Source organism: Bacillus sp. 5B6 (assembly GCF_000259405.1).
GTDB classification, from domain to species: domain Bacteria; phylum Bacillota; class Bacilli; order Bacillales; family Bacillaceae; genus Bacillus; species Bacillus velezensis.
Map to the genome: position 1 here is coordinate 3,560,665 of NZ_AJST01000001.1, position 26,101 is coordinate 3,586,765.

The 26,101-nt window shown below is 41.3% G+C and carries 26 protein-coding genes; 10 read left to right on the top strand and 16 right to left on the bottom strand.

Features of this window, described 5'->3' with window-relative positions; translation table 11 throughout:
- Positions 1-30 precede the first annotated feature (30 nt).
- The 7 genes from MY7_RS17095 to MY7_RS17125 form a co-directional block, all read right to left on the bottom strand.
- Complete coding sequence (locus tag MY7_RS17095) at positions 31-1,332, bottom strand: pyrimidine-nucleoside phosphorylase (protein WP_007614811.1); 1,302 nt, start codon at positions 1,330-1,332, stop codon at positions 31-33.
- Positions 1,333-1,359: 27 nt separating this feature from the next.
- Positions 1,360-2,541 carry a NupC/NupG family nucleoside CNT transporter gene (locus tag MY7_RS17100; RefSeq protein ID WP_004393280.1) on the bottom strand — a complete coding sequence of 394 codons (1,182 nt, stop codon included), beginning with the start codon at positions 2,539-2,541 and terminating at the stop codon, positions 1,360-1,362.
- 92 nt (positions 2,542-2,633) lie between these two features.
- Entirely contained in the window at positions 2,634-3,302 is a 669-nt protein-coding gene (deoC, locus tag MY7_RS17105; protein WP_004393277.1) for a deoxyribose-phosphate aldolase, read from the bottom strand.
- Between the two features lie 90 nt (positions 3,303-3,392).
- Positions 3,393-4,334 (bottom strand): sugar-binding transcriptional regulator, encoded by a 942-nt coding sequence (locus MY7_RS17110; RefSeq protein WP_007614813.1) that lies wholly within the window; start codon positions 4,332-4,334, stop codon positions 3,393-3,395.
- 70 nt (positions 4,335-4,404) lie between these two features.
- A complete protein-coding gene (gene yidA, locus MY7_RS17115) occupies positions 4,405-5,217 on the bottom strand; it encodes a sugar-phosphatase (protein ID WP_007614814.1) in 813 nt (270 codons plus the stop codon).
- Between the two features lie 68 nt (positions 5,218-5,285).
- Positions 5,286-5,810: a hypothetical protein gene (locus MY7_RS17120; RefSeq protein ID WP_007614815.1), complete on the bottom strand. Its 525-nt coding sequence runs from the start codon at positions 5,808-5,810 to the stop codon at positions 5,286-5,288.
- A complete protein-coding gene (locus MY7_RS17125; RefSeq protein WP_007614816.1) occupies positions 5,800-6,219 on the bottom strand; it encodes a DUF3255 family protein in 420 nt (139 codons plus the stop codon). The genes MY7_RS17120 and MY7_RS17125 overlap by 11 nt, the downstream gene beginning before the upstream one ends.
- Positions 6,220-6,330: 111 nt before the next feature.
- Here MY7_RS17125 and MY7_RS17130 point away from each other — a divergent pair, with 111 nt between their 5' ends.
- Positions 6,331-6,717: a hypothetical protein gene (locus MY7_RS17130; RefSeq protein ID WP_007614817.1), complete on the top strand. Its 387-nt coding sequence runs from the start codon at positions 6,331-6,333 to the stop codon at positions 6,715-6,717.
- 160 nt (positions 6,718-6,877) lie between these two features.
- Positions 6,878-7,240: a hypothetical protein gene (locus MY7_RS17135; protein ID WP_029325766.1), complete on the top strand. Its 363-nt coding sequence runs from the start codon at positions 6,878-6,880 to the stop codon at positions 7,238-7,240.
- Positions 7,241-7,290: 50 nt separating this feature from the next.
- On the opposite strand, the gene MY7_RS17140 is transcribed toward MY7_RS17135, so the two are convergent.
- On the bottom strand, positions 7,291-7,683 hold the full coding sequence (locus MY7_RS17140; RefSeq protein WP_007614819.1) for a hypothetical protein: 393 nt from the start codon (positions 7,681-7,683) through the stop codon (positions 7,291-7,293).
- Positions 7,684-7,809: 126 nt separating this feature from the next.
- Here MY7_RS17140 and MY7_RS17145 point away from each other — a divergent pair, with 126 nt between their 5' ends.
- Positions 7,810-8,772: an iron-hydroxamate ABC transporter substrate-binding protein gene (locus MY7_RS17145; protein ID WP_007614820.1), complete on the top strand. Its 963-nt coding sequence runs from the start codon at positions 7,810-7,812 to the stop codon at positions 8,770-8,772.
- A gap of 40 nt (positions 8,773-8,812) precedes the next feature.
- Here the strand turns inward: MY7_RS17145 and MY7_RS17150 are convergent, their stop codons facing one another.
- The 7 genes from MY7_RS17150 to MY7_RS17180 all read right to left on the bottom strand — a co-directional run bounded on the left by MY7_RS17150 (position 8,813) and on the right by MY7_RS17180 (position 15,906).
- A complete protein-coding gene (locus tag MY7_RS17150; protein WP_007614821.1) occupies positions 8,813-9,160 on the bottom strand; it encodes a YxeA family protein in 348 nt (115 codons plus the stop codon).
- Between the two features lie 13 nt (positions 9,161-9,173).
- Positions 9,174-11,042 carry an ABC transporter permease YxdM gene (gene yxdM, locus MY7_RS17155; protein ID WP_007614822.1) on the bottom strand — a complete coding sequence of 623 codons (1,869 nt, stop codon included), beginning with the start codon at positions 11,040-11,042 and terminating at the stop codon, positions 9,174-9,176.
- Positions 11,017-11,790, bottom strand: a complete 774-nt coding sequence (gene yxdL / locus MY7_RS17160) for an ABC transporter ATP-binding protein YxdL (protein WP_007614823.1) — start codon at positions 11,788-11,790, stop codon at positions 11,017-11,019. Before yxdL ends, yxdM begins: the two co-directional genes overlap by 26 nt.
- 144 nt (positions 11,791-11,934) lie before the next feature.
- Positions 11,935-12,912 carry a two-component system sensor histidine kinase YxdK gene (gene yxdK / locus MY7_RS17165; RefSeq protein WP_007614824.1) on the bottom strand — a complete coding sequence of 326 codons (978 nt, stop codon included), beginning with the start codon at positions 12,910-12,912 and terminating at the stop codon, positions 11,935-11,937.
- Complete coding sequence (gene yxdJ, locus MY7_RS17170; protein ID WP_004393241.1) at positions 12,909-13,598, bottom strand: two-component system response regulator YxdJ; 690 nt, start codon at positions 13,596-13,598, stop codon at positions 12,909-12,911. Before yxdJ ends, yxdK begins: the two co-directional genes overlap by 4 nt.
- Before the next feature lie 149 nt (positions 13,599-13,747).
- Complete coding sequence (locus MY7_RS17175; protein ID WP_029325767.1) at positions 13,748-15,187, bottom strand: sensor histidine kinase; 1,440 nt, start codon at positions 15,185-15,187, stop codon at positions 13,748-13,750.
- The gene (locus tag MY7_RS17180) at positions 15,184-15,906 is read right to left on the bottom strand and encodes a response regulator transcription factor (RefSeq protein WP_007614840.1); all 723 of its coding nucleotides are present in this window, start codon (positions 15,904-15,906) and stop codon (positions 15,184-15,186) included. Before MY7_RS17180 ends, MY7_RS17175 begins: the two co-directional genes overlap by 4 nt.
- Positions 15,907-16,148: 242 nt before the next feature.
- Here MY7_RS17180 and MY7_RS17185 point away from each other — a divergent pair, with 242 nt between their 5' ends.
- The 5 genes from MY7_RS17185 (at position 16,149) to MY7_RS17205 (ending at position 19,794) form a co-directional block, all read left to right on the top strand.
- Entirely contained in the window at positions 16,149-17,060 is a 912-nt protein-coding gene (locus MY7_RS17185; protein ID WP_007614842.1) for an ABC transporter ATP-binding protein, read from the top strand.
- Positions 17,057-17,815 carry an ABC transporter permease gene (locus tag MY7_RS17190; RefSeq protein WP_007614844.1) on the top strand — a complete coding sequence of 253 codons (759 nt, stop codon included), beginning with the start codon at positions 17,057-17,059 and terminating at the stop codon, positions 17,813-17,815. The genes MY7_RS17185 and MY7_RS17190 overlap by 4 nt, the downstream gene beginning before the upstream one ends.
- Before the next feature lie 16 nt (positions 17,816-17,831).
- Complete coding sequence (locus tag MY7_RS17195) at positions 17,832-18,566, top strand: ABC transporter permease (protein WP_029325768.1); 735 nt, start codon at positions 17,832-17,834, stop codon at positions 18,564-18,566.
- A gap of 284 nt (positions 18,567-18,850) precedes the next feature.
- On the top strand, positions 18,851-19,057 hold the full coding sequence (locus MY7_RS17200; RefSeq protein WP_029325769.1) for a plantaricin C family lantibiotic: 207 nt from the start codon (positions 18,851-18,853) through the stop codon (positions 19,055-19,057).
- 95 nt (positions 19,058-19,152) lie between these two features.
- Positions 19,153-19,794 (top strand): response regulator transcription factor, encoded by a 642-nt coding sequence (locus tag MY7_RS17205; protein ID WP_007614849.1) that lies wholly within the window; start codon positions 19,153-19,155, stop codon positions 19,792-19,794.
- A 48-nt stretch (positions 19,795-19,842) separates the two neighbouring features.
- Here MY7_RS17205 and MY7_RS17210 read toward each other — a convergent pair whose 3' ends face one another.
- Positions 19,843-20,427 (bottom strand): flavoprotein, encoded by a 585-nt coding sequence (locus tag MY7_RS17210; RefSeq protein WP_007614850.1) that lies wholly within the window; start codon positions 20,425-20,427, stop codon positions 19,843-19,845.
- A gap of 209 nt (positions 20,428-20,636) precedes the next feature.
- On the opposite strand from MY7_RS17210, the gene MY7_RS17215 reads away from it, so the two are divergent.
- The gene (locus MY7_RS17215; RefSeq protein WP_029325770.1) at positions 20,637-23,825 is read left to right on the top strand and encodes a type 2 lanthipeptide synthetase LanM family protein; all 3,189 of its coding nucleotides are present in this window, start codon (positions 20,637-20,639) and stop codon (positions 23,823-23,825) included.
- Positions 23,826-23,876: 51 nt separating this feature from the next.
- Positions 23,877-26,069 carry a peptidase domain-containing ABC transporter gene (locus MY7_RS17220; protein WP_007614860.1) on the top strand — a complete coding sequence of 731 codons (2,193 nt, stop codon included), beginning with the start codon at positions 23,877-23,879 and terminating at the stop codon, positions 26,067-26,069.
- Positions 26,070-26,101: the final 32 nt, after the last annotated feature.

Genomic DNA, 26,101 nt, shown 5'->3' on the forward strand with positions numbered 1-26,101 from the left:
CATACTGATGAGGTATGTGCCTTTCTTCTCTTATTCCGTAATCAGCGTATGAATCAGTTTCGGCGCTTCCGCTTTTTCTGAGATGCGGATGTTGTCATAGACTTTGGCAGTCACGTCGTCAACGTTTTCGCGGTTGGCGTAAAGGGTGACGAGCGGCTCGCCTTTTTCGACGTTGTCACCGACTTTTTTGCGGAGCATAATGCCGACGGCAAGGTCGATTTCGTCCTCTTTTGTCGCACGTCCCGCGCCTAACAGCATCGCTGCGACGCCGATTTCGTCAGCGACGATTTCTGAAACGACACCCGCTTCTTTCGCCGGAACGTCAATTTTGTACGCCGCCTGCGGAAGTTTGGACGGATCGTCAACGACAGAAGCGTCTCCTCCCTGATTGCTCAGGAACTCTTTGAACTTTTCAAGCGCTTTGCCGTTTTTCATGACTTCCTGAAGCTTCGTTCTCGCTTCTTCCAATGTCTCGGCTTTTTTCGCCAATACGACCATTTGGCTGCCGAGTGTGAGGACGAGTTCGTTTAAGTCTTCAGGCCCTTCCCCTCTTAATGTATCAATGGCTTCTTGTACTTCCAGGGCATTCCCGATCGCAAAACCGAGCGGCTGCGACATGTCAGAAATCACGGCCATCGTCTGGCGGCCGACGTTGTTTCCGATGCGGACCATTGCTTTGGCGAGGTTCACGGCGTCTTCATCCGTTTTCATAAACGCGCCGGCTCCCGTTTTGACGTCAAGCACGATGGCATCTGCTCCGGCGGCGATTTTTTTACTCATAATTGAGCTTGCGATCAGCGGGATGGAGTTCACCGTACCCGTTACATCACGCAGCGCATACAGCTTTTTATCGGCAGGCGTCAAATTGCCGCTTTGTCCGATGACGGCTACCTTGTCGCGGTTCACAAGCTTGATGAATTCATCTTTTGACAATTCCACGTGGAAGCCTTCGATCGCTTCCAGCTTATCAATGGTTCCCCCCGTATGCCCAAGGCCGCGGCCGGACATTTTAGCAACGGGAACGCCGAGCGCCGCGACGAGCGGTGCGAGTACGAGAGTTGTCGTGTCGCCGACCCCGCCCGTAGAGTGCTTGTCGACCTTAATGCCTTCAATGGCGGAAAGATCAATCGTTTCCCCTGAATTCACCATCGCCATTGTCAGATCAGCGCGCTCCTGATCCGTCATATCCTGAAAGTAAATCGCCATAGCCAGCGCGCTTGCCTGATAATCAGGGATGCTTCCGTCCGTGTATCCTTTTACGAAAAATTGAATTTCTTCTGTTGTCAGTTCTTTTCCATTTTGTTTTTTTACAATAAGATCTACCATTCTCATGATCTATCACCTGTCCTTCATTTATGTTCAGTGAATCAATCCGACGATCGCCGCTGTCAGGAAGCTGACGAGCGTTGCGCCGTACAGCAGCTTCAGCCCGAACCGCGCGACGACGTTTCCTTGTTTTTCATGCAGCCCTTTCACCGCACCGGTAATGATCCCGATAGAGGAGAAATTTGCGAATGAGACAAGGAATACAGATACCACTGCCTGAGTATGTGCGCTGAAATGGAAATCGCCGGATGAGAGCGTCTGCATCGCCACAAATTCATTCGATACCATTTTCGTCGCCATAATACTTCCGGCGCTCACCGCTTCATTCCACGGAATACCGGTTAAAAACGCAAACGGCGCGAATACATATCCGAGCAGCGCCTGGAATGTAATGCCGAAGACCGCGTTAAAAACGCCGTTGACCAGGGCAATGAGTGCAACAAATCCGATCAGCATCGCCGCTACGACGACAGCGACTCTGAATCCATCCATTATATACTCACCGAGCACTTCAAAAAAGGATTGCTTTTCTTCTTCAGGAACGACGATCAAATCCTCTTCTTTGCTGACAGTGTACGGGTTGATGATAGAAGCGATGATAAATCCGCCGAATAAGTTCAGCACAAGCGCCGTCACGACGTATTCAGGCTTCAGCATCATCATGTAAGAACCGACGATCGACATTGAGACCGTCGACATTGCGGACGCGCAAAGCGTATATAAGCGCTGTTCAGTAAGATAACCGAGCTGTTTTTTCAAACTGATAAAGACTTCTGATTGCCCTAAAATCGCGGATGCGACAGCGTTGTAAGATTCGATTTTCCCCATTCCGTTCACCTTGCTTAACGCAAGACCGATATACTTCGTGATGAAGGGGAGGACCTTCCAATGCTGCAGAATTCCGATTAAAGCGGATATAAAAACGATCGGCAGAAGCACGCTCATGAAGAACGTCGTCTGTTTCGCATTCACAAGCCCGCCGAATACAAAGTTAATCCCTTCTGATGCATATTCCAGCAAGTAGTTAAATCCTTTTGCAAAACCGCCGACAAGAAAATTCCCGATACCGGTGTTGAGGAGAATATAACCGAGAATCAGCTGCAGCACGAGCATGACGGCGATCGGCCGGATTCTGATTCTTTTTTTGCCGTTGCTGGCAAGCCAGGCAAGACCTAAAAACACAATGATTCCGATAATTCCGATGAGATACTTCATATGTGTTCTCCTTTTATTTGTATTCGCTTACAATTTTTTATGCATCAACAAAGAAAGAGGATGGCGGAAGCTTTCGGCTTCCGCACTGCTGATTAATAGTCGCTGCTGCCGCTGTCTCCGCCGCTCACGATAGAGACGCCCGCACTTGCGCCGATCCGGCTCGCGCCCGCAGCGATCATGCTGTCAACATCAGCTTTTGTTCTGATGCCGCCTGATGCTTTGACCCCGATGTCCGGTCCGACTGTTTTTCTCATAAGAGCGATATCTTCAGCCGTTGCCCCGCCTGTAGAAAAACCAGTAGACGTTTTGACGAAATCGGCGCCTGCTGATACCGCTAAGCGGCACGCGCGCTCTTTTTCTTCATCTGTCAAAAGGCATGTTTCGATGATCACTTTGACGAGCGCTTTTTTATCAGCTGCTTCAACTACCGCGCGGATATCAGCTTCAACCGCTTCATCATCGCCGTCTTTTAATGCGCCGATATTGATGACCATATCAACCTCAGTGGCTCCTTTTGAGATGGCATCCTTTGTTTCAAATGCTTTTGTTTCCGATGTCGTTGCGCCGAGAGGAAATCCGATAACGGTGCAAACGTCAACTCCCGTACCCTTCAGTTCCTCCGCTGCGAGTTTGACCCACGTCGGGTTCACACAAACGGAAGCGAATTTATATTCTTTTGCTTCTTTTATCAGTTGTAAAATATCCGCTTTTTGTGTATGCGGTTTCAAAGCAGTATGGTCTATTTGACTTGCAATTGACATTGTATGCACTTCCTTTTTCCTAGGATACGTTTAGAATAACCGAATTTTGAACATATGTAAATTGGTAATTGAAATTATGTTCATGAATTGTCACAATTCTTGAATGAGTTTTTTGGCCGTATGCTGATCGGTAATCAAAACGTTGGCGTACTTTCCTTTCAGGGCACCGTGAATGGCCTTGCATTTTCTGCTGCCGCCCGCCACCAGAATCGAACGCTCTTTCATTTTCAAGTCGCTGAGCTCGACTCCGATCGTCCGGCCGTTAATGCTGCTGCTGCAAATCCTGCCTTCCTCGTCAAAAAAGCGCGAACAAATATCCCCGACCCCGTGCGCTTTCAGCAATTGTTTCTCTTCTTCCCGGAAATAACCGAGTCTGAAAAGCAGCGCCTCATCCCGGACGGTTCCGACCGTAAACAGGGCGATATTGGCTTGTCTGCCCATTTCAATGATCCGCTTAATATGTCTGTCCCGCTCGACCATCTGTTTCACATCGGCGCTGTCAAATATAACCGGCAGCGGCAAATACCTCGGCATGGTCTGAAATGCTTCGGCGAACAGCTGAATCGTTTCTGACGAATACGTATTGACATTGGAATGACTGATGCCGCCTTTCAGCTGCACGACTTCAACGCTCTTTACCTGCTTCGGCTCCATGCGGCTTGCGATCTGGTACATCGTCGTCCCCCAGCTTACGCCGAGTATATCGCCGTCCTTTACGGTTTTATGCATATAGTCTGCGCCATAGCGGCTTAAGTAATGTGTAATGGCCTGGTAATCGTCGCTTGGAGAAAAGACGACGTGCGCCTCAAGCAGCCCGTATTTTTCTTCCAGCTTCGCGCCGAGTTCGTCCAGATCCTCAAACGGGTCCATGACGCGAATTTGAACATACCCTTTTTCCTTTGCGTACTGAAGCAGCCTTGAAACGGTGGGGCGTGACAGATCAAGCCGTTCGGCGATCTGCTGCTGGCTGTAATCTGATTGATAATATAGTTTTGCCGCTTCTATACTGAGCTGCTGTTTTTCACGATCCATGTCGCGCCTCCCCTCTCCGCTTATCATATCACCAAAACACGCGGTAAAAAAGCACCCTCTGATGGGGTGCCTATTTTTTCAGCACAAGCTCCTGAATCGCATGCGCCACGCCGTGTTCGTTATTTGATTTCGTTTCAAAATTAGCAATCTCCCTTACTTCCGGGATGGCATTGGCCATTGCCACACCGCAGCCGGCCCACTGAATCATGGACATGTCGTTGCCGTTATCGCCGATTGCCATGACGTCTTTCTGTTCAATGCCGAGTTTTTCGGCCAGCAGCTTGACCGCGTTTCCTTTACTGACTTTCGGATGAAGAATCTCATGGAAGAATGGCGCGCTTTTGACCATTGTGTATGTTTCCTTGAATGATTCCGGAATGGAAGCGATCGCTTTCTCCAGCTTGTCCGGATCGTCAATGAACATGACTTTCGGAATCAGAATATCCTTCGGCACTTCATCGATCGTGCGGAAATGAAGCGGCACTTTCGTAATGTATGATTCGTATACCGTGTATTCACTGATATCCCGGTTCGGCGTGTACAGATTGGCTGTGTCAAAGTAATGCATCGGAGTATCCAGCTGTAAGCTCAGCTCGTAAAGCGACTTCAAATCCTCATAACCTAATGACTGCTCGGCCACGACACCGTTTGTATACGTATTTTGGACGAGTGCGCCGTTATAGGCAATCACAAAGTCGCCTTCTTCCTGTAAGTTCAGCTCTTCCAAATACCGCCGCACGCCGCCGATCGGCCGGCCCGTGCACAGGACGATATTGACCCCTTCCGCTTTGGCGGCATCAAGCGCCCCGCGGACTTCAGCCGTCACTTCATGATGATCGTTTAGTAGTGTTCCGTCCATATCGATTGCGATTAACTTGTACATCCTGCATCTCCTTTGTATCCTTTTCTTCTTATGCTTTCATCATATCGTTTTTTCGTTTCAATGAAAAATCAAACGGACGAGTTTCTCCGCCTTCTCTTCGTATAACGGGCCTGCCTCCGGATACGGGGCCGTCTTTTCCTCTTGTCAGCTTGTTCGCCGCCGTCATCTGTTTTCTGCTTCAAGAGCATCAGCCCCGCCGCAAAGAAAGGGACGGCCGCTATGTCCAGAAGGGCAAGCTTTATTCCCATCGCTGCCGGAAAGTATGCCCATAATGAACGGCTGTTCCGCCTGATCATGATATAAGAAACGATTTCCAGCAGGATAAACAGAGCGTTCACCCACAAGTAAATGAGCATCGCCGCAAACAAAAACAGCAGGAGCGTATTCCGCAGCGTGCCGGAAAACAGAAGAGCGCGCATCATATCAAAGAATGAAAAAGACTGCATGCTGCCGTTGACGACATTGGGATTGTAAATGGTAAAACGCCCGAACTGATCAAAAAGCATAAAAAATAACCATAACAGTGAAAACCATTGAATGATATGTACGATGACACCCGTCAAAACGAGTCTGTCGGCAGCCTTATTTCTCATGTGCATCCTCCCCGCCGGTTTTTATTCTTGTCATTGTTTTTGTTTCTCCGTATATCTTCCAAATGAGCGTACCGTTTTTTCCTCTTTTCAACGTGCTTTTGACGGGTTGCGGATGGCCGAGGTATTCAATCTCGATCGTTCCGTCCGTGTTTTGTGAGATCACCTTGTACACATCCGAGGGCATGGCAACCTCGCCGCGGCCTTTAATGACCTGCTTGGTCAGCACGCTGTCTTTCGTAAACGTGACGGTTTCAGATCTGACCCCGTCCATCGGGCCCGGTTTCAGCCCCGCATCCCATGTCCCGTAATAAAAAGGAGGTTCGTCTGCTTTCTTTTGCGAGCAGCCTGTTATCATGACGCATCCGAAAACAAGAACCGTCATGATGAAAATCCGTATGTTCCGCAACATGATCACCTTCCTTTGAAGCTTTTTTTACGTCTGTAAGTTAGGCGGATGCCGTGGCACTGTGCGATTGACTACATAGTGTATAAAGACTTCACTAGATAAGGAGAATGATGAATGAACCCATATCAGTACTATACCCCGACTGCCTATTTCCCTCAGCAGCAGGAATACGAAGTGAGCCGCGTTGAGTATGAGCCGTATCAGCAGCAGGAAAGCTATTATTATGCGCCCCCTCAGTCCGAAGAGCGGCAGCCGACAGGTTTAGAACGGAGAGTTGCCCAGCTTGAAAGACAAAACGCCGAGCAAACGAGAGAGCTCACCCGCCTCTCACAAGAAGACCAGCGCCAAAACCGGGAAATCACGCGTATGAATGAGCAGATCAGACGGCTGAGCCAGTCCATTGAAATCCATACCCGCCGCTTAAACCGTTTGAATCAGCGCCTGCGCGCAGTCGAAAACAGACTCAATATTCCTTTTCACGCTACAGAAGGCGGCTTCTGAGAAAAAGGGCCGGAATACAAAGCTCGACAGGCCATCCCGAGCCTTGTATTCCGCTCTGTACATAACAGGTAAATATTTGAATCCTTTTCTTGCATGAATGCCTCTCCTATTCTTTCACATGATAAATGTGTAAAATCAATCACTTCAGGAGGTCTTCATGATGTATCAAAACCAATACAGCGGAAATCAGCTGCAGCAATGCCGCCAAACAGCACAGCAGCTCATTCAGCAGACACAGCAAAGCAGTCAGCAGTACAAGCAAATGCTCCAGCAGGAACAGCAAAACATTCAAATGCTTCAGCAGATGCTTAACCATGAACAGCATGCCGTTCATACCATTCAGCAAGCGCTGCAGGGGCATGAACTGGCCATTCAGAAATGCCAGCAAATCGTGAATGTGTGCAGTCAGCTTCAGCAGGAAGTAAGCGGACACATGCCTGCACCGATGGCGAACACTAATGTTTCTTCATTCCCGCAAACACAGCATCACACACCGTTTCAGCAGCATTCATACGAGCAATAGGCCGGTCATGCAAATGACAAAGCGCAAGATACCGGCTTTGTCATTTGTTTTTATCTCTGTTTTGTCAGATCAATGCGATGAGCGGGTTTTCCGCCGAATTTTGCTTCAGCCTCATGTCTTACCGCTTCATACGCTCTTGCTTCGACGTTTTGTTTAAACACATCAAGCTGTATCAAATAAGCCGCCCGCACTTTCAGCCCGTGGATGATGGAGATGACCCATAAAGGCAGCACGATATACACGCCCGGCGTGCTCGGCAGCACAAAAGCAATTGCTAAAATAATAAAATAGATAAGTCCGTATTTCAGCCATTTTTTGTTCTTGGCCCGGTAGCCGATATAGAAAAAGGACAGGAAAGCGGTCAGCGCAAACGGCGCAAAAGTCAGCAGCAGCCACCAGCTGTGCAGCACTTCCCACCAAGTCCCTCTTTTCGTAATCAACATTCATTCCTCCTTTACTACTATAACATGGATAATCAAGGAAGGTTTTCTATAAAAAACATAGACGGAATGACGTCTTCCTGCTATATTAATAATGATAATCATTATCACTGAAATAGGGGGATCATTATGAAGAAACAATCATGGCTGATCGGCCTGGCGCTTCTGCTTGTTTTCGCATTAAGCGCTTGCAGCGGCGCGAAGGAGAACAACGGATCGGCATCAGGCAAAGGAAAGACAGACATGCGTACATATGAATCAACAAAAGGAAATATTGACATACCCGCACATCCGAAACGGATCGTCACTGACTTTTATGCGGGTGAGCTGCTGTCCGTTGACGCAAATGTCGTCGGGGCGGGCTCATGGGCTTTCAAAAATCCGTTTATCAAAAAACAGCTGAAAAACATTACTGACATCGGCAATCCCGTCAATGTGGAGAAAGTGATGCAGCTGAAGCCTGATTTAATCGTGCTGATGAAGGAAGACCAATACGAGAAACTATCAAAAATCGCGCCGACGATTGTCATTCCTTTTAACACCGCAAAGAATACGAAAGATACGGTCAGCCTATTCGGCGACATTGCCGGGGCGAAGGATAAAGCCAAAAGCTTTATGGCAGACTTCAACAAAAAAGCCGAAGCGAATCAAAAGCGCCTCAAAAACGTGATCGGCAAAGACGAGACAGTCGGCCTTTATGAAACGACGGATAAAGGCGAGATTTGGGTTTTCAATGACAATTCCGGCCGCGGCGGCCAAGCCGTTTATAACGCGCTCGGATTGAAAGCGCCGGTCAAAATTGAAAAAAACATCATGAAAACGGGCGCCATGAAACAGGTTTCCCAAGAGGTCATCCCTCAATATGCGGCTGATTATATGTTCATTACCGATTACAATCCGAATGGAGAAAGCAAAACATTTGAGCGTCTGAAAGATTCATCCGTTTGGAAAAATCTCGATGCCGTAAAACACAATCGTGTCTTTATCAACGATTTCAACACCTTCTATCCGTATGACCCGATTGCCGTCAGCAAACAGATGGATATCATCACCGACATGCTGATCAAACGGGCTGAAGAAAATAAAAAATAAAAAAAGCGGCACAGTCATGACACTGTGCCGCTTTTCATGTTCACTTTAACTTTGACTGTATGGAGCCCGGCATATCTTCAAATCTGACTTCTTCCCAGGTCTCGACATATTTTCCTTTCGCCTTCACCTTCAAATACGCGTTCTTTCGAAGTTCTTTCCCGGCGAAAAAGGTCACTTCTTCTTTTTTCCCGGATGCGTTGTATCCGTCTAATGTATACTCAGTACCGCCCGGGCTAAGATGTTTGCCATCTCGATCAATCTGTACATAAACATCTTGCTGGTGAATAAACGGATTAAATCTGTCTGTAACATCGTTATGAAAAAAGAGAAGTCCGTATATGACGGCAGCGGCCGCCAAGACGGCCAGGATTGCCAATGCTTTTTTCATCTGTGCACTCCCCTTACTTGTTCATTTTTTTCAAATAGCTTGTCCGCACCGCGAGGAAGAACAGAAGCTGAAAGATGAAAAACCCTCCGATGGTCAGACTGAGCGGCCCCGCTACATCGGAATAGCCTTCCACGGCCAATGTTCTCAAAGCAAACAGCGTATGCATGACGGCAATGACAAATGGGAAGAAGAACAAAATCGCCAATTGTATCGTTACGCTTTGTGCCATTTCACGCTCACTCAGACCGATTTTGGCCAATGAACGGTAGCGCTCCCGGTCCTCATCTAAATCGGTGAACAGCCTGAAATATAAGAAACTTGCTGCCGCGACAAAGAAGACGATTGCGATAAACAGGCCGATGAATAAACTCAGGCTCGGCAGCTGCACCGTATCATAGTACGTGCCGGCTTTTGCCATAAAATCAGAATGGACGTCGATATAGTTGCCGTAAATCTCATTTTTCAAGGATTGGCTGATCCCAAGACTGTCTTTCCAATGATCGTAGCTGTAGCCGTATAATGACGCTTTATCACCGAGTGATTTGAGCTGATCAAAGGTTTGATCGTTCACCGCGATGATGGCATTCAATGAGATCAGCGGTTTTTTGACTTCTTTTACCAACAGTTTTTGGCCGGACGGCTTACCTTTTTGATTCAGCAGCTTCAGCTGATCCGGCGCTTCGTTTTTGAAATTGCGGTCATACGTGCCCGGGAAATAGACAGCCTCATCATGTTTCAGGCCGTTCAGCTTAACATGGAAGTATGTTGACACATCCGATTCGCTGATCATGTAAACAGGGGGAACAGTATCTCCTTCCTGATAGCGGACATAGGAAACATCTATTTTGTCTTTCTTATAAGTAAAGCCGTGTGTTTTCAGTTCATGGTCAATATCTTTCAAATGAGTCTGTTCTTTTGGATTATTGCTGTAAGATAAATACTCCATCTCATAGGCGGACTCTTCCGCCCCGACGGTCGATTTGTACATCGCGAGCACGCCTGTCGCCGTAAACGCGACCGCGGAAATAATGCTGACGATAAAGAACAGGCGGGCGTTGTCTTTTAAACGATAAACAAGATCAGAAACCCAAATGACATTTTTCCCGCGCAGATAAAAGGTTTTCCACTTCTTCAGCGCGCGCAGAATCCAGATGCTGCTTTGGCTGAAAAAGAAATACGTACCGATGACGGTAAGCAGTAAAATGATGAACGGTTGAGTCCCGTGGACATTGCCTTTCAGAACCATGCCGTACCCGCCGCAAAGACAGGCGATGCCGAATAAGGACAGAAGCACGGACGGCTTCGGCTCCGGCTTGATCTTGTCAGTGCCCTTTATTAATTTGATCACCGTATTTGATCTGACAAAAAGGATCGTAAACTGCGATAAAAGGAAAAATAAAAGCAGAAATCCGCCGGCCGTAATGCCGAGCGCTTTCCAAGGCATGTACAGAGGCAGCGCGTCCATTTCTAAAATATAAGCGCCGACCGTAAAGAACGTTTTCGAAAAAATGAAGCCTCCGATAATCCCGGCTGCGATCGACATGACGCCGATGATCATGTTTTCCGCCGTAATGAGCTTTCTCAGCTGCCCCGGCGTGATGCCCTGCATGAGCAGGATGCCGAATTCTTTATTTCTCGATTTCAAAAATGCGTTAACCGAATACAGAACAAATAAGAAAGAAAAAACAAAGATCATCCATTCCGCGGCGGTTAAGCCTTTTTTGGCGATGTTATTCAGGTAGCCTTCCTTTAATGCCGGATGAAACAGGAACATCGCAAAGGTAAAGAAAATCAAAACGGAAAAAGCACTGCTTAAAAAGAAAGCAAGATAGGCCCTTTTGTTTCTCGTGACGTTTTTATAAGCGAACTGAAGAAAGGTCATTTGCGTTTCCCCCCAGCATAGACAGCACATCAAGAATCTGTTCATAAAAGACTTGGCGGTTTTCCCCGCGGTAAATCTCATTAAACAGTTCGCCGTCTTTTATAAAGATGACGCGGCGGCAGTAGCTTGCCGCAACCGGATCGTGGGTCACCATCAAAGCCGTGATATGATCATCCTGGTTCAGGCTCTGCATCGTTTCCATGACGTCTTTTGACGCTTTGGAATCAAGGTTTCCCGTCGGTTCATCGGCCAGAATGAGTGACGGCTTATGAATGACCGCCCTTGCGATGGCGGCCCGCTGGCGCTGTCCGCCGGATACTTCAAACGTCCGTTTGTTGAGCAGGTCTTCAATTCCGAGCTTTGCCGCGATGCCGTGCAGTTTTTCTTCCATGACAGACGGCGCTTCTTTTTCAAGCGTTAACGGCAGCATGATATTTTCACCAATCGTCAGCGTGTCCAGAAGGTTGAAATCCTGAAACACAAATCCGAGCTGCTTGCGGCGGAAATGAGCGAGCTTTGTCCGCTTCAGCCGGTGCGGGTTTTCTCCGTGAATCAGGATATCGCCTGAATCCGGACGGTCAATCGTTGAAATGATATTCAAAAGCGTTGTTTTTCCGGACCCCGACGGTCCCATCACCGCCGTAAACCCGCCTTCTTCTATTGAAAATGAAATTTGCTTTAAGGCTTGATAAGATACTTGTCCTTTATAGGTTTTATTTATATGTTTGACTTCAAGCATATTCGCCATGAAAATCCTCCTTATGGTTTTATTCTTGTTGGATTGGGTTTCTTTCATGTAGTGCCGGGGCATTTAACATAAAAAATCCCCTTGACGTAAATCCATGTTATCAAGGGGAAACAAAACGAGCTATGTTGTTTTCTTAACGCAGTCTTACATTTTTGTAAGAAATGAAAATCGGACCGATGTCCCTTCACTGGGGGACGAGCTGATGTCCACCATATGATTGAGCTTGCCCGTAATTTCTTTGACGAGATGGAGGCCGATTCCCGTAGATTCTTGGAAACGCCGCCCGTTTTCACCGGTGTAATAAGGGTCAAACACCCGCTTGATGTCCTGCGAGGGAATCCCGACACCGTAATCTTTGACTTCAAGCACCGTCCTGTCTTCATCGCGGAAGACATTCAGCTCAAGTCTGTCACTCTTGCCTGCCGAATACTTGACCGCATTTGTGACCACTTGGCCGATCGCAAATTTGAGCCATTTGGCATCGGTGTAAATCTGATGATCATCGCGAATGTCCATTTTCGGATAAACGCGGAATTGAATAAAAAATCGTTTATAGCTTTGAATGACCGATTGGAGAAGCTCTGATAAGGAAACCGCTTCGACTTTAAAATCCCGCTCAAACAGGTCGAGTCTTGATGAATAAAGAAGCGTCTCCAGCCCGAATTCAATCTGCCGGACTTCTTTTTTGATTTGTTCAAAGACGGGCTCATCCTCTTCCTGAATGATTAAATTAATGACTGACAGCGGCGTCTTTACTTGGTGCACCCATTGGTTCATATACGTCACCCGCGCGTCAAGCTTGGCTTCGGTCTCATGGAGCTTCTGGTGCTGCAGCCGGATCAGCTCCATCTGCTTTTCATACAGCTCTGAACAGAATACTGAAGAACCGAGATACGGAATGTCCGTCCCTTCCTGCTCCGAGCTGAGCCAATGATACACACCGCGGTCTTTGTACCAGCGATAGGCAAGATACCCCGCTAAAATAAGAAACTGCACGCCTAATATGTAAAACAGGTGGGAAAAAGAATGAAGACCCGCAAACCAGTAATAAAAGAAGACAAACAGCCCTTGAAGGAGAAAAAGCAGGATCAGCACGGCATGAGACCGGAGAAACAGCTTCATGACAGCGCCCTCAGCTGGTAGCCTTCGCCCCGCACCGATTCAATGGAAACAGGCGCATTCAGCTCCCGCAGTTTTTTTCTGAGCCGCGTGATATACACGTTAAGCGTATTATCATCGACGAAAATGTCGGTGTCCCACGTTTTTTCCATGAGCCGGTCTCTTCCCGTCACCTTTTCTCCCCGCTCCAGCAGCACTTCCAAAAGCTTGCTTTCTTTTTTAGAAAGCTCGCTTTTTTCGTCCTGAAAACGCAGTTCAAACCGTTCCACAAAGAGCTGCACACCGGCATATTCAACCACTTTCTCTCCCTGCTTGGCGGCGTACTCTCCGTATGCCCTGCGGATCTGGCTTTTGATTTTCGCCAGCACAATATCATAAGAAAACGGTTTTTCGATATAATCATCTCCGCCGTTTTCAATCGCCATCACCTGATCCATTTCCCCGCTTCTGGCTGAGATGAAAATGATCGGGCTTGTAGAATGCTGGCGGATCTGGCGGCACCAATAATAGCCGTCATAAGACGGCAGATTGATATCAAGCAGCACCACATCAGGCTTTTCCCGCAAAAAAACATCAAGAACAGCCGTGAAATCCGCGGCGGCCACGGTTTGATATCCGTATTTTTCAAGGTAATTCTGCAATAGTCCGCGAATGTCTTCACTATCTTCCACAATCATGATTTTATTCATGCAACCATCCTCCAAAAGGATACGGCTTTTCGGAGCCCTCATTATTTGATGCCCCCATCATAATGCTTTCATCGGTTCTCTGCAACATGAGAAAGCGGGCCTTTATAAAAGACCCGCTTCTCCCTTTCTCAATGTAAGATCGATTATTTCTAATTGACATTGTTATACTTAGATGGCGGACTCGGAAAGGTAATTTTAAATCTTGTGCCAATTCCCGGCTGACTATATATATCAATATTTCCCCCATGTGCCTTGATAATTTGTTGAGCAATAGCCATTCCTAATCCAGTCCCTGAGTTATTTGACGAAGCGCTTGTCCCTCTGAAATACCGATCAAATAAACATTCAACCGTCTCTTCGTCCATTCCTATCCCATCGTCTTTTATTATAATTTGTATTTCATTGTCATGTAACACGTCCTGATATAATATGACCTTTATTTTAGTGCCCGGAGGATTATGTTTAATACAATTAGCAATCAAGTTTTCAACTGCGCGCTTTAGGTACCTTTCATCCATATTAAAAAGTATCTTATTGTGACTGGATTCTATAGCGAATCTCTTATTTTCTGACTCCGGTAGCAACTTCATTTTTTCTAAAGTGTCATGAATTACTTTCACTACGTTTTTTTCTTCAAGATCGATTGGAAGCGACTCATTTTTCAATTGAAAAGTTAAGTTGAAATCTTCAATCAGCTTTTCCATATATTCGACACGTTCTTCCATTATTAAGGAAAAATCACGCACTTGCTGATTTTCCCACTCATATTCATTTGAAGATAAAAGAACCGTATATCCCTTAATAACCGAAAGAGGGGTTTTCAAATCATGTGAGACACCGGCCATCCACTCTTCTCGTGTCTTTTCCAATAATTCTCGCTCAGCCTTATTCCTTTGAAGCGTTGAGGTAAGTTCAGACAGAGCCTGCATTAATTCTTGATAGGTCTTATATCCAGATTTATTATGTCTATATTTGCTTGAATGAAACTTCCAATCATAAGGTTCTTCATATTTTTCTTTAGACAAATTCTCAATCCAAGATACAATAAACAGCAGGGGAGCCCCTAGTTTTTTTCCGTAAAATATTGCAATTACAATCCCTGCCATAATAATAGAAACTATCCACAAGTTATTCACCCAATAGAAAAAAGGGTTATTTTTTTCCATCGGTTTTCCCAATACCCATGTTAAATCCTGATTGTTTTTCGTTTCATACCACGTAGATAATTGATAACCTTTTTTGGCAGGATACATGTAATCTGATATTAACTCTCCAAGAATATAATGCTTAGGTATATTTTTAGGTTTATTAAAAGAAAAAACCTCATCTCCTTGTTCATCTAAAATTTGAATCCACATTCGGTTCTCTAATAAATCTTCTTTTGCTTTCGTATTTATTGAAAATTGTTTATCTGCAACAACTGTTTGGTCAACAATTTTTTTTAAGGATAAGTGCGGCGTTTCCATTTTATTCTGACCCAAGACGAGGCTGAAAAATATGATACTGCCCACAATGAGCAGCCCCCAAATAAACATGAGTAAAAAAAGTCTGGATACGAAGTAAAATGCTATCCTATTTCTCAGCTTCAAAATAAATCCTCATCTATAGGCTCTGCTTCAAATATATAGCCCTGTCCTCGAACCGTTTTAATCCATCTTGGTCTGCTCGGGTCTTCTTCTAATTTTTCACGTAATCGTCTTACATGTACCATTACAGTACTATCTCCGCCATAAAACTCCCCCCATACATCTTTATAAATTTGGTGTTTACTTAAAATTTGATTGGGATGTTCACAGAAATAAATCAGAAGTTTCATTTCCTGAGCAGGGCAATCGATTCTTGTCCCGTTAACAACAAGTCTTCCGGTATTGGGATCTATTTTAAAATGTTCATAATCGTATACCTGTTTTAGATGGTAAGAAGAAGAGATCTGAGTCGTTCTCTTTAATTGGGCTTTTACACGAGCTACAATTTCCAGTGGATTAAATGGTTTAGTAATATAGTCATCTCCCCCAAAACTAAACCCTTGCAATTTATCTAAATCTGTTGTTTTTGCTGTTAAGAAGAGTATCGGCACATTTGTATGGGAGCGTATTTTGCTGCATAAGGTGAAGCCATCAGTGTCCGGAAGCATGACATCTAACAAAATAATATTTGGAAGTTCCTGATCGATTTTCAGAAGGGTTTCACTCCCTGTCATAGCTGTGGAAATATTGCTGAAACCTTCCTTTTCAAAGCAAGTTATTAATAAGTTTAAGATATGTTCGTCATCATCCACCATGAGGATTTTGTTCTCTTCTAACGTCATAAGTTATCCTCCTTTTTATTTCTTATTTTATATGAGATCAATGACATAAAGGTCGGAAAAGGAAAGAATTTAACTTTCGTTAAGGGTTCAGAATATTCTTTTAATGTTTTAACCTTGATATTCAGGGATCAATATAACTACATACAGAAAATAAACAAGGGATGTCGTTAAGTGAATGTTTAGGAAGAGTTTCGTTTGTGTTTAAAGAACATCGCTTATGATAAAAGTGAGGTGAGAGACAAATGAATGATCAAATAGTGGTAACACACGATCTAACTAAAAAGTATAAAAAGCATACTTCAGTTGATGGATTAAACTTAAGGATGAGGCGCGGCGAAATTTATGGTTTTCTTGGACCGAATGGTGCTGGTAAAACAACAACCATCCGAATGTTATTAGGTTTAATTAAACCAACAAAAGGAAACATTGAAATCTTTGGCCAAAACCTAAACAAGAATCGTTTGCAGATATTGCAAAGAATCGGGTCACTGGTAGAATCTCCAACTTATTATGGTAATTTAACAGGTTACGAAAACTTAGAAGCTGTTAGGAGGTTACGAGGACTTCCGGAACAACGGGTCAATGAAGTATTGGAAACTGTAAGGTTATCTAAAGTAGCAAATCGACTGACTAAGGAGTATTCCCTTGGAATGAAACAACGTTTGGGAATTGCAGTTGCTCTGTTAAGCAGTCCTGATTTATTAATTCTGGATGAACCGACAAACGGTTTAGATCCATCCGGTATCCAAGAAATAAGAGAGCTTATTAAAGAATTGCCTAAATCGGGAATGAGTGTTATTGTATCCAGCCACTTATTGAGTGAAATAGATCAAATGGCTACTCAGGTGGGAATTATCAACAATGGAAGGATGATTTTCCAGGACTCGATTGCAAGTTTACATCAAAAACGAAAACCACTATTAAAAGTCGGTGTTAGTGACGTAATCGAAGCAAAAACAATACTAAACAGGAAAGGATTAAAGGTTGATTTACAAAAAAATTATTTGTGGCTGTCTCAAACAGAACCGGAATTTGTTTCAGAAATCAATTCCATACTTCTTCATTCAGGGCTGTCTGTATTTCGACTTGAAGAAAAGACACGATCGCTTGAGGATATTTTTTTAGAATTAACTGGTACAGAGGGCAGTCTATGAAAAAGTTATTATGGGCAGATCAATTAAAACTGAAACGCTCGTCGTTATTGATTGTAGTCTTATTGGTTCCCTTACTCATTATAGCATATGAGTTGGTAAATCTTACTTATCGATCTGAATACGTGGAAAAACAAGCTGAAATGTTCCATGCTGGATCAATGTGGATGTATTTACTGTATGATAACAGTTTGTTATTTGGTCTGGGTTTTCCATTAGCCGCCACACTTTCTGCGTCAATAATAGCAAATATAGAACATCAAGCAAACGGATGGAAGCAAACCCTTTCTTTTCCCGTATCTAGAATGCGAATTTATGTAAGTAAATTTATTTGCTTAGTAGTCAGTTTATTTATTTCGTCAACAATCTTCTTGCTCGGCATGGTACTGCTGGGCAAACTGGTAGGATTCGAAGGTAGTGTACCTTGGGGACTTTTGTTTGGAGATAGTTACAGCATGTTAGTTACAGTACTGCCTATAATGGCATTCCAGATATGGTTATCTATGGTGTTTAGCAACCAGGCATTCTCAATTCTTGTAGGATCAGTATCATCTATAATGGGTTTGTTTTTGGCAGCTGCTCAATCAACGAGATGGTTTCCACTGGCTTATCCTAGTCAATCTTCGACAGTCATTCTGCAGTATGAAGGGATAGGATATAACCCAGATCTTTCATCCTACCTTTGCATTAGCCTTTTCTTAGGGATAATTATATTATTTCTAGGCTCTATTCATTTTGCTAAACGGGATGCTTTGTAAAAAGGAGGCGAAATACTTGAAAAACATTTTATTTGTAGAACGTTTAAAGCTTAAGCGATCAAAGTTATGGATCATCTATTTATTAGGGCCTTTGTTAGGTGTATCCCTGGCATACACTAACTTTATTAAAAACTATAACCTTTTTATGAATCCTGGAGACAATCCCTGGGTAGAGGCTTGGACACAAGTTGCCTTATTTATGGGCCCTTTTGTATTGCCTATCGTAGTGGGAATTTTCGCCGCCCTTGTTTGCAGGGGGGAACATGTAGGAGGCGGTTGGAAACAGCTTCTAGCCTTACCAGTCAAACACTCAGATATCTTTCTGGGAAAGTTTCTAACAGTGGTCCGCATGATATTCATTAGTATGTTCATTTTAATCCTCTTATTTATTGGATTCGGTTATATGTTAGGCATAAGCGGGACTCTTCCTTTACTTACAATTCTAGGTTATGGAATTAGAGGGATCTTAGCTTGTTTACCATTAATTTTATTGCAGCTTATTGTTTCAATCAGGTCTAAAACATTTGGCATACCACTCGCTGTTAGCATTGTTTTTACATTACCGGCCATTATTATTGCCAGTACACCATTAGGTCAAGTATATCCATGGACACAGCCTATGTTAGCAATGTCACCCGAAGATGAATCACCGATTCAATCAAACTTCCTATTTTACTCAATTATGGTAATAACATGTCTCGGTCTCCTGGTTTACGGAATAAGAACTTTTACTAAACGAGACCTTACGTAGGGTATATGCGGTATAAACTTATGAGAATTCGAGACAAGGTAAACTAATTTGACTAGCGCTATGTAAAACAGAAATCTATATGAAGGTAAGACTAAATCTTTTTGGTTGTATTCTTTGAAACTAAACGACTAATGGAAAAGGTGATGTTTCAAAGCATAAGACATAAGAAATATAAAGATATCTTAAGACTCTTTATTTAAACATTTTTTACATTTAATAATATCACTTCCATTTTTTTGATTATGAGTTAATATAATACTATACTTAATAAGGGGGTGAATACAATGAGTCAAGAAGCTATCATTCGTTCATGGAAAGATCCTTTTTCCCGTGAAAATTCTACACAAAATCCAGCTGGTAACCCATTCAGTGAGCTGAAAGAAGCACAAATGGATAAGTTAGTAGGTGCGGGAGACATGGAAGCAGCATGTACTTTTACATTGCCTGGTGGCGGCGGTGTTTGTACTCTAACTTCTGAATGTATTTGCTAATTTGATTTATATAGGCTGTTTCCCTTCAGAAGGAACAGCCTATATTTTATTATATAAACTATTAGAAAATTCTCAAAAAACAGGAGGGTAAATCATTGGGGAAAACTCTCGTTTGTTCAGAAAATAGCTATTTCCAAGCATATATGAATCATTTATTAACGCCAGACAGTAATGAAATAATAAATGTTAACACATTGGATGAATTAAAACAAATAATATCCAAAGAAAATTTTTCCTCTGTAATCATCGATACTTGCCACCCTAATGACTTAGTGTTGCAACTGATAAAATCGATATCTTGCCCAGTCATAATACTTAACTCCTTAGAAACTAACGTTTCAGATTATAACCCTGGTCCAATATTAAATCAAATAAATAATGTTTCAACCCTAAAACATAATGTTTTTCAATTGTCTTTCACAACTTTTTTCGACGTTGGAAAGCATTGCATTTGGAAAAAGAATGAATATATCCCTCTAGCAATACAAGAATTTAAAATTTTATATTTGCTTTATTTAAATTCAAATAAAATAGTCTGTTCTGAAGAACTTATTGAATATGCTGACCTTACTGGTAGGTCAAGTCTTTATGTACACATTAGTTCTCTTAGAGAAAAAGTAGAGGATAACCCTGGAGATCCAAAGATTCTTCAAACAAAGTTTGGAAAAGGGTACCTCTTATCTGACAGTACATATATTTGTCTTGAAAAAAAAGCAGACTCAAAAAATGTTGTGTAAAAAGGATGACCCAAAAATCATTTTAAAATGACTTTTGAGTCATCCCATTTATGTTAGTGAGGGGTGTTTTGTTCTTTCTTTAAACCCTTTTTCTATTGCTAATAAAGCTTTGTCGGGTGTAATTAGACCACGATTAGGTTTTCTTGTACCCGTCGCAATCTCAAACGCCATAATTTCAACTGGGTCAATAACAATATGCCCATCTTTTCTTAATTGTTCAATATTCCTGGAAACAACTGTTTTATTCCACATTAAATCGTTCATATTAGGAAAGAAAATAGTGTTATGTGGATGAGCTAATACAGTAGTTGCAACTAAATTCATTGCTACACCATTAGCAGTTTGTCCTAAGATGTTCGCTGTAGCTGGAATAATGCAATATATGTCCGCCCAGCGGCCAATTTCTACGTGGCTATGTCTTTTTCCGTTTTCCCCATGTTCTGAGTATACATGGTCACAAAAATAAGAAACAGTATGAGCTGGAATAAGGTCTTCCGCTGTTTTTGTCATAACAACCCTTATTTCCTTAAAGAAACTTTTAAAATATAAGAGATACGAGGAGATGCCGACAGATGAGATTGATCCGCAAATCCCGATCAATAGTTTTTTATCTTTTAATATTGAAATACTCATTTTACCCCTCCTGTAAATTTTAAACAATCATACTACACAATTATTCTTTTTGTGGTGTTTATTCCAAATATTAAATATTCTTAATAAACACATTTAAAATAAACCTAAACTTCTTTTGAAATTCTTTTAACTTTTAAATGGCCCTGTTATATTTATGGATAATTAAGGAATTTTAATTGTTCAAATTTATTAAAAATGAGGTGTTCAATATGCATACAAAATTCAAACGGAATTCGGTATGGAATAAATCTTCTTCGATAAGTGAAAGAAAAGTAAGGCGTTCACTTAATACTAATTGGGATGAACTAACAAACAGACGCTTCGAAAGATGGAAAAGCCTTGTTGAAAGTGATGAGGGGATTCAAATTGAGGATGTATTAGCCACCCAAAATATTGACGAAGAAACCCTAAAGCATACTATCAATGCAAAAGAAGTGGAATTTATTAATGAAGGTGATCATCAAGGATGGCTTGAAATTATTCAACTAGTTGATGAACAATCCTATAAAGATGTAAATATAGAAGTTAGAAAAGATATTCTCTTTTCTAGTTTTATAAAACCATTTTTGAAAATAGCAAGAGGCAAATTGGAGGAGGTATTATATTCTTACTCTAATAAATCTCTGATAAAGGAAGAACTTAGTCCGTCGGTAATTGATGATTTACTTAATAATCTTGGTGAAACTTTATCAGCTATAAGTAGTCGGATATTAATATTGGAGTTAAATGTAGCAAGGGTATCAGGAAAGCTGCGGGGTGAAACTTCTGAAGAACGAGCCTCTTATTTCAATCAAGTCCTTTTAAATGACCCGGCATATGTTCGATCAATTCGAGAAGAATACATAGTTTTAACAAGACTGTTAGCAACAAAAACAATGTATTGGATTCAAAATACTTCTGATCTCCTTGTAAGATTTCATCAAGATAAAGGGATATTAGAATATGAGTTTAGTAATGGTCAAAAATTAGGGAAAATTATTTCCATCGATACAGGAAGTAGCGTCTCAGATACTCATAATAAAGGAAAAACAGTCGCCATTTTAAACTTTGAAACTGGAATTAAAATTGTGTATAAGCCTCGTTCATTAGAAATAGACGTAAAATTCAATAAGTTTGTAAATTATCTAAATGGTAAAAATTTAAGTTTCGACTTAAAAACTGTACACACACTTAACAAAAAATCTTATGGATGGACGCAATTTATCTCTTATAAAGAATGTCAGGAAGAGCTGCATATTGAAAAGTTTTATTGGCGTATTGGAAGTTATTTGGCTATCTTATATGCAATGAATGCGGTAGATTTTCATATGCAAAATTTAATTGCTGAGGGAGAATATCCTATTTTAGTTGATTTAGAATCTTTATTTCATAATAATTCTACGTATACAGATACCAGTGCTTTTAGTCGCGCACAAGAACATATTGAACGTTCAGTTTTGCGGATTGGGTTATTACCGAGAAAAATAAATAGTAAAGCTGGATTTGAAGGAATTGACCTTAGTGCATTAGGTGCACAAGAAGGACAAGTATCTCCGCATAAAACCAGTACAATAGTTGATCGAGATAAAGATACAGTCAGGATAGAAGAAAAAAACTTTCCAATTCCAGTTAGTCAGCATAGACCTATGCTGCATGGACAAATCATTAATAGTGTTGCTTACGAAGGAGACATTATAAAAGGATTTGAAGAAACCTACTTCCTTTTCATGAAATATAAACAAGACATGCTCGAACAAATAGATTCTTTTAAAGGGGTTACTGTAAGACAAATATTGCGTGGTACATCTCGCTATGCAAACCTTCTGAAAATAAGTTTACATCCAGATTTCATGAGAGACGGCTTAGATCGTGAAATGATTTTAGATAAATTGTGGTTAGATACAAAATTGAATCCACGATTGAACCAAGTTGTAAATAGTGAAAAGGAAGGCTTATTCCTTGGGGATATCCCATACTTCACAAGCAAGCCTGAATCTACAAATATGTGGGATTCCAACGGTCGAAAAATCAACAATTTTTTTAAAACAAGTGCCTTAAATGAGACAAAGGAAAAAATAAATGAAATGAATGAAAGTGACTGTCATGAACAAGTAAGCTTTATAAAAACAGCTATTTTAGTAATTAAGGATTCTTATCGTAAACATAAAGTATTTGATATAAATCCTCGACTACACGTTTTTAACCCAAAAGATTTTTTTCAAGAAGCTATTAAAATTGGAGACTTTCTTGCTAGTAGGGCGATTGAAGGTGAACAGTTAGATGGACAAGAGGATGTATCTTGGATTGGATCGTTTGTTGACAATCAACGAGAGGATCAATTCAAGATTTCAGCAGCAAATAGTTCATTATACGAGGGTGTAGGAGGTATTTCTCTCTTCCTTGCTTATTTAGGTCGCCTCTCTAACGATGAAAAATACACCAAACTATCTAAAAAAGCTTTAGTGGCAGTACACAAAAATATGTCTGCATCTAGTGATTTAGGTGCATTTGGGGGGATTGCTTCTTACCTTTATTTGTTGGATCATCTATCAAAATTATGGAATGATGAACAACTATTGAAAAACGAACTTCATTCTGCCCTCAACAAATTAGATTCTTTGATCGAAAGGGATGAAAACAACGATATTTTAACAGGGGTGGCTGGAACAGCAGTTATTTTAATAAATTTGTTTAAACGGTATAAAGAAGAACAAATCTTAGACTTAATTACAAAGTGCGGAAATCGTCTTATTCAAAATATTAACGTTATGGAACAGGGAGTTGGATGGAAAGTCCCGGCAAACCCAACGCCAGCCTCCGGGTTTGCTCATGGTGCCTCAGGAATTATATGGGCTCTGTATGAGATTTACGCAATTACTGAGCAAACTGTATTTAAAGAGGTAGCTGAAAAAGCATTAGAATTTGAAAGAACTTTGTTTATTCCGGAAAAAAACAATTGGGCAGATATTAAACTTGAAAACGGACAGTTTCGAAATGATAATTTTGTTGCTTGGTGTAATGGCGCAGCAGGCATAGGATTAAGCAGGATATTGATCCTGCCACACAATCAAAATGAATTGATAAAGGATGAAGCACATGTCGCCATTAATACAACCCTAAAATATGGTTTTGAACATGATCATTCTTTATGCCATGGTGATTTAGGTAATCTGGACATCCTTATGTACGCAGCGGAAAACTTTAATAAAAAGTTAAGCGTAAATGTAACAGAACTAAGCCATAAAATTTTAAATGATATAAAGCTCAGAGGATGGTTAACTGGATTTGAAAAAAATAACGAATCCCCATCCTTAATGATGGGATATGCAGGTATAGGACTTGGATTGCTTAAGATTTTTGCACCGACTGAAGTGCCATCAGTTTTGAGACTCCAATCACCTTTAGAACTAAAATTGTAAAATTAAAATGAGCCTTACTTTGTTAAGGCTCTATTTCTTAGGAGTGATCCAATGAGAAGAAGAGTTCCTCTAGTAAGGCAAATGGGACAATATGAGTGCGGGCCCGCCTGCCTCACCATGATTTTAAGTTACTATGGGAGTACTATATCTCTAAATAAAATAAGTGAACAATGTGATGCCCAAAGAAATGGCGTATCTGTATCCATTTTAAAATCAGTATCAGAATACTATGGGCTTAACTGCAAAGTATACCAAGTTTCATTTAAAGATTTGAAAAAATATATCCATTCATATCTTCCCTGCATCATATTTTGGGATGAACGGCACTTTGTGGTTTTAGAACAGATTAAAAAAGGTCTTTTTCATATAATTGACCCCAACAGAGGGAAGTTGAGATTATCCGAAAAAGAATTTAAAAGACATTACAGCAAGGTAATCTTGACTTTTACGAAGTCAGATAAATTTAAAGAGATGATGCCATCACCCGCAGCAAAGTATTATTTACGTTATATAGTTAAAAGCCGTACTATTGTTTCACTTATCATTCTCTTTTCACTGATCACACAAGTAGTCTTCTTAGCCGTTCCTTTTTTAATTAAATATTTAGTGGATCATTCTTTAATAAGAAAATCAACAAATTCTTTTCTATTTTTAGGAATTGTAGTCATCATAGCAGTTTTTATATTGGGACTTGTTATGTTTATCCGCAATTATTTCACAATTAAACTTCAAGCTATTATAAGTAAAAGCATCTCAAACGATTTTGTGGAACATTTATTAAAATTACCTCTCAATTTTTATGAAAATCGAACAACCGGTGATATTGCAATGAGAGTAAGTAACATTTCCATGATAAGGGAGATTATAGCTAAGAATGGAGCAACAATAGTACTAGATATTATTACTTTGATTTCATTTTTTATTGCTATGTTAACTCAATCATTTAAACTTGCATTTTTTGCTATTGGATTGGCAATTATTCAATTCTTACTAATGATGATTTTGATTCCAAGAATAAAAAATTTAATCCATAATGACTTATCAATTCAAACAACTACACAAAGTTTTTTGGTGGAAGCTCTAAGAGCTATCACTTTTATTAAATCAAATGGTTTAGATCATTCTATCCTAACAAAGTGGTCAAATTACTATGATAAACAAATCGAAGCGTTTTCACAACGATATCACTTAGACGCTATAATGGATAGCATAAGTGTAAGCATCCGATATTGTGCACCCCTTCTCTTATTATGGTTTGGATCAAAAGAAGTTATCACCGGAAATTTAACACTCGGAGGCTTATTAGGGTTTAGCAGCTTAGGAACATCTTTCTTGTTGCCGATTGCTTCTTTAATAACAAGCATGCAACAATTTCAATTGGTCGGTGACACTTTTGAACGAATGCAAGATGTTATGGAAACTGAGCCCGAACAAATCAACCAAACTTCTATAATTGAAACTGAACTATCAAAACAAGATATAAAACTTGAAAATGTCACATTTACACATCATAGCTTACATATTCTTGAAGAAGTTTCATTAAACATTAAGTCAGGTACTAAATTAGCTCTCGTAGGCCGTACAGGTAGTGGAAAGACAACTTTATCAAGAATTATACTGGGGTTATACAAACCCACTAAGGGAAAAGTATTTTATGGTGAACAGGACTTGAAGAATTTAAACCTTTACGAACTCCGAAAACAAATGGGTGTCGTATTACAAGAAAGCTTTCTTTTCAATGATACTATTGCAAACAATATAGCTGGATTTAAAAGCTTATCTCAAGATAAAATTGAACAAGCAGCAAAGAGAGTGCAGTTACATGAAGATATAATAAGAATGCCAATGGGATATAACACAATTATCGGGGAAAATGGCAGTATGTTATCAGGAGGGCAGCGTCAGCGCATAGCAATAGCAAGAGCTATCGTCGATAACCCTTCTGTAGTCATTTTAGATGAAATAACAAGTAACTTGGATACATTAACAGAGCATAAAATTGACGAATACTTTGCAAAATCAAATATTACCCGTATTGTAATAACTCATCGTCTTTTAAGCAGCCAAGACTCTGATTTAATAGTGGTATTAGATCAAGGAAAAATAGTCGAAAAAGGAAAACATCAAGAGTTATTAGAGAAAAAGGGATATTATTATGACTTATGGATAAAACAAGTAGGGGATAGACAGAAAGCTACGCTGGAAAAGCCCTTTTTCCTCAATGAGCCAACTGGAAAAACTTGAGGCTTCTGACTTTATTTTATTTCAATAACACT